This is a genomic window from Burkholderiales bacterium (assembly GCA_013695435.1).
GTDB lineage: Bacteria > Pseudomonadota > Gammaproteobacteria > Burkholderiales > JACMKV01 > JACMKV01.
Genome location: JACDAM010000287.1, coordinates 1 through 3,253, shown reverse-complemented (window position 1 = coordinate 3,253; position 3,253 = coordinate 1). Strand labels below are relative to the sequence as shown.

At 56.9% G+C, this 3,253-nt stretch carries 3 protein-coding genes and 1 pseudogene; 3 read left to right on the top strand and 1 reads right to left on the bottom strand.

Annotated elements, in window-relative coordinates:
- Window positions 1–45: 45 nt before the first annotated feature.
- Window positions 46–1,379: pseudogene (locus H0V78_14000) on the bottom strand (sigma-54-dependent Fis family transcriptional regulator).
- A 504-nt stretch (window positions 1,380–1,883) separates the two neighbouring features.
- On the opposite strand from H0V78_14000, the gene H0V78_13995 reads away from it, so the two are divergent.
- The 3 genes from H0V78_13995 to H0V78_13985 form a co-directional block, all read left to right on the top strand.
- Entirely contained in the window at window positions 1,884–2,429 is a 546-nt protein-coding gene (locus H0V78_13995) for a hypothetical protein (protein MBA2352848.1), read from the top strand.
- 60 nt (window positions 2,430–2,489) lie between these two features.
- Entirely contained in the window at window positions 2,490–2,873 is a 384-nt protein-coding gene (locus H0V78_13990) for a hypothetical protein (protein ID MBA2352847.1), read from the top strand.
- 58 nt (window positions 2,874–2,931) lie between these two features.
- A partial coding sequence (locus tag H0V78_13985; protein ID MBA2352846.1) for a hypothetical protein occupies window positions 2,932–3,253 on the top strand: 322 nt, incomplete at its 3' end.

Here is a 3,253-nt window from a genome sequence, read left to right as displayed (position 1 = left end):
GATACAGCGCGCGGTGAAAATTGAGCCTCTATCGAGGAACTCTGGTCAACGCCCGGAGCCTGCGGCGATCAGACAGTGCCCGCTGGTTCGGTATTTTTCCATCAGCCGGTACAGTGTCATGCGCGAGACTCGCAGCCTGCGACACATTGTCGCCGGTGCTCCGTAGCGCGCTCACGATAGCGTTTTTCTCAGCAGTGTCACGACACTGTTCCAGCGGAACGATATGCCGGCGGCTAAAGCGGCTATCCAGTCCGAGATCTTGCGGCGTAATCAGGCGACCTTACACGTCAGAAGCGCGCGTCGGACGCTGCTCATCATTTCGCGCACGTTGCCTGGCCAATCATGGCGCTGCATGGCGAGCACTGCTGCATCGGAAAATCCGTTGACGCCAGTATGCCGTTCCAAGCAAAATTTATTGAAGAAGAAGCGCGCCAGAATTTCGATGTCGGTTTCGCGTTCGCGCAACGCGGGAACTGCGATACGCAATACGTTCAGCCGATAATACAAATCCTCACGGAAGCGACCCTCCGCCACCGCCTGTTCGAGATCGATGTTGGTTGCCGCGAGCACGCGTACGTCTATGGCGATAGACTCGTTGCCGCCGATTCGCTCTATCGTTTTTTCCTGCAGAAAGCGCAGCAAAGTCACTTGCAGTTCATGCGGCAGATCGCCGATCTCGTCGAGAAAAACGGTGCCGCCAGCGGCCGTTTCGAGTCGTCCTATGGCGCGTTTGTGGGCGCCGGTAAACGAGCCACGCTCGTGGCCGAAAAGTTCGCTGTGAATCAGCGTCGCCGGTAGCGCGGCGCAATTGACAGCCACAAACGGACCGTTCGCGCGTTGCGAGTGGTCGTGTATCGCGCGCGCCGCAAGTTCCTTGCCGGTGCCGCTTCGCCCTATACCAACACCGGGGCGTCGACGGTTGCCACTTTGCGGATGGTATGAAACAGCGCGTGCATCTGCGGACTGGCGCCGACCATCTCGTACTGGGTGGGAGGGGCGCCGTCAGCCGTGCGAGAAGCGATTTTGAGTTGCCCGATGCCCCACGCGCGCCCGAGAGTTATCTCCAGCCGCCGGGGATCGATGGGCAGCGTGTGGTAATCGTAAAAGCTTTGCGAGATCAGGCGATTGGTATCGCAGTTTGCGATGTAGGCAGGCGGAAGGACAGCGATCCATTCGAGGGGCGTATCGGCAACCAACTCTTCGATTGGAGGCAGCGCCGACGCCGCGTTGATCGAGCATATGCCAACAACATAGCATTGCTGATTTGCGAGCTTCTGCGCTGCGAGGGCATCGTCCACGGCTTTGATAGACCAACCCTGCAAGGCAGGCAGCGTGAATTCGCCGGAGGGATCGTAGTGCAATAGAGAGCGCGTTGTCATTTTTTAGGCCTTCCATGGGGTAAGGAAAGAGCCGCGGACCCAGCCTCGAGCGCGTCATTTCGCCACGACCCGACTGCCATCGAACCCGGCTGGTCTAAGGACGGACGCCGCGTTAAGAAGATCATCCTATTGGAACGATATGACGGTATCAATACTACTTTTGGCCTAGTCCTTTTGGCCTAGGCGTTCCGATTGTCGGAATATTTGACATGCGCTTCAATTCTCGTTTTCTAAATTTTCATACTGATTTTTATAATCATATTATGCGCATTCCGAATGCCTGGCCGGAGCCTATTATCCCAACTGCCTCAACGCCGTTACAGTTCTGGCAGGACAGCGCTCGATGAAAAATTCCGTTTGCGCCGATTTTCGTTTTGGATTGATCGTGTTATTGCAAATGGCACAACCCGTGCTGAACGGTTGTGCGGGAGGCTGGCACAGCGCCATGCTCTTCTGAGGTGGGCATGTCGCCCGGCCTCTCAACCAATCGATAGGGGACTTGTCATGAAAAAGACTTTGATATCGACGTTGGTCGCGGCTACATTCGGCTTTGGATCGACTTTGGCATTCGCTAACCCGAACAACAACACGCAGGACGATGCCTTGATCAACGCGCAAGACAACTCGGTGGATGCGACGCAAAGCGGCGGCGGCGCGAACCAGGATTTCAGCGATAACAACAGCAACAACGACGACAACAGCGACAATAGCGACAACAGCATCGATGTTGACGATGTCGCCGTCGCGGTCGATGACAGCGCCGCCGCGAACAACCACTCGCAGGCTTACAGCGATACCAGCGACTCGTTCAACGATAGCAGCACCACGGTCGGCGACATCGGTATCGCAATTTCGGCCAGTGTTCTGACGGGCACCGTAACGGATAACGCGGCAGTCGCGGTTCCTATCGTTGCGCTCAGCAATTTCGAAACCGGCGACAACGAGATCAGCGGCGGCCGCGGTGCTGGCATCAACCTGGCATCGCAAAATACCGGCAACGCCGCATTGACGCAGCAATCGGTCAGCGTTCAGGCCAACCTGAACTTCTAGAAAAAGTTTGCCGCGGAAGCCGCAATCTTCCGCGGCGCTTTTCACGAAAGGGGGACCGATATGACGCGCGCCCACACGCTGTTCACAAGTTTTGCGCTAGCCGCGAACTTCCTTGTTGCAACGCCCGGCAACGCCGGGTCGGAAGATGGCGGCGCCGACCATCCGGGGCTTGCCCAACTGCTTGGTCATGCAGCATCCAGCAACGATCTCGACGACTATCGCGGCGGCGAGGCATTGTCGATCAACAATATCGATGCGGTTTTCAACGAGCTGAATGTAAACGGCGAGGCCAATGGCAACAGCGCGGCAGGCAACACCACGGGGAATAACGCCGTCAACAACGACGCCTTCGCCAATGCCAGCGGCTTGACCACGCTGATCCAGAATACCGGGAACAACGTGCTGATTCAGAGTGCGACGATTTTGAATTTCACCCTGGAATAAGCCGGACGATTATGAAAACCATCGCCGGCTTCGCCATCGCTTTGTTATTTCCTCTGGCATGCGGCTTGCGCACGCTGGTTCGGTCGATCCGACCGACGCGGTAAACCGCTTTTCGGTCAAGGTAACGAGCCTGAAAGAGGCACGATACCAGAGCACGATACGCCAGCAATACGACTATAGCTGCGGATCGGCTGCGCTTGCGACGCTGCTGACTCACCATTACGGCGACCCGGTCACCGAGCGTATGGTGTTCGACTCCATGTATGACAACGGCATCAAAGAAAAAATACGGCGCGAAGGTTTTCGCTACTCGACATCCAGCATTATCTTGAGGCGCGCGGCTACCGCGCGGACGGCTTCGAAGTGTCGCTCGACAAGCT